The following is a 515-nucleotide window of genomic DNA, read 5'->3' as shown; positions in this document are numbered from 1 at the left end:
TTGCCGTATTTCCCAAAAGCGCATTCGCCAAAACAAAAGCTTTTTGATCCATCACCCCACTTCTAGGAATTCCATATTTAGCAAAACCCACCCTTCCAAAATCTTGTATAGACGTTGCCATTCCAGATTTCAAAATCCGCATCTCACCCCTCATAAATTACATTTTCTGGTACATAAACACCTTCTTTTTCCAAAAAACTTATTTCGTTATATTTGACAACAGACACTGACTCAAATTTAACTTTATCCCCTGGACTCACGAAGCAAGGAGTTCTTTTTTTAGAATCAAAAAAAGACAGAGGAGACCTACCTATAACATACCATCCTCCTGGACTATTTTGTGGATAGATTCCGGTTTGCCTACCACCAATTGCAACAGCACCTTGCGGTACATGCAAACTCGGTTTCGATTTCCTTGAAACAAACAACTGTTCATCCAAACCTCCGAGATATAAAAACCCCGGTAAAAATCCAATAAAATATACCGTATAAATCCTGTCTGAATGTACTCTAAT

Annotated in this window: 1 protein-coding gene and 1 pseudogene; both read right to left on the bottom strand. The window is 38.3% G+C overall.

Features of this window, described 5'->3' with window-relative positions:
• A pseudogene (locus tag SM447_RS30025) lies at positions 1-121 on the bottom strand (allophanate hydrolase subunit 2 family protein); the annotation flags it as partial.
• Between the two features lie 22 nt (positions 122-143).
• The coding region (locus tag SM447_RS30020) for a 5-oxoprolinase subunit B family protein (protein WP_474576230.1) at positions 144-515 on the bottom strand (372 nt) is incomplete at its 5' end.

The organism is Micromonospora aridisoli (assembly GCF_056150025.1).
This window is presented reverse-complemented; position numbering and strand designations above follow the sequence as displayed.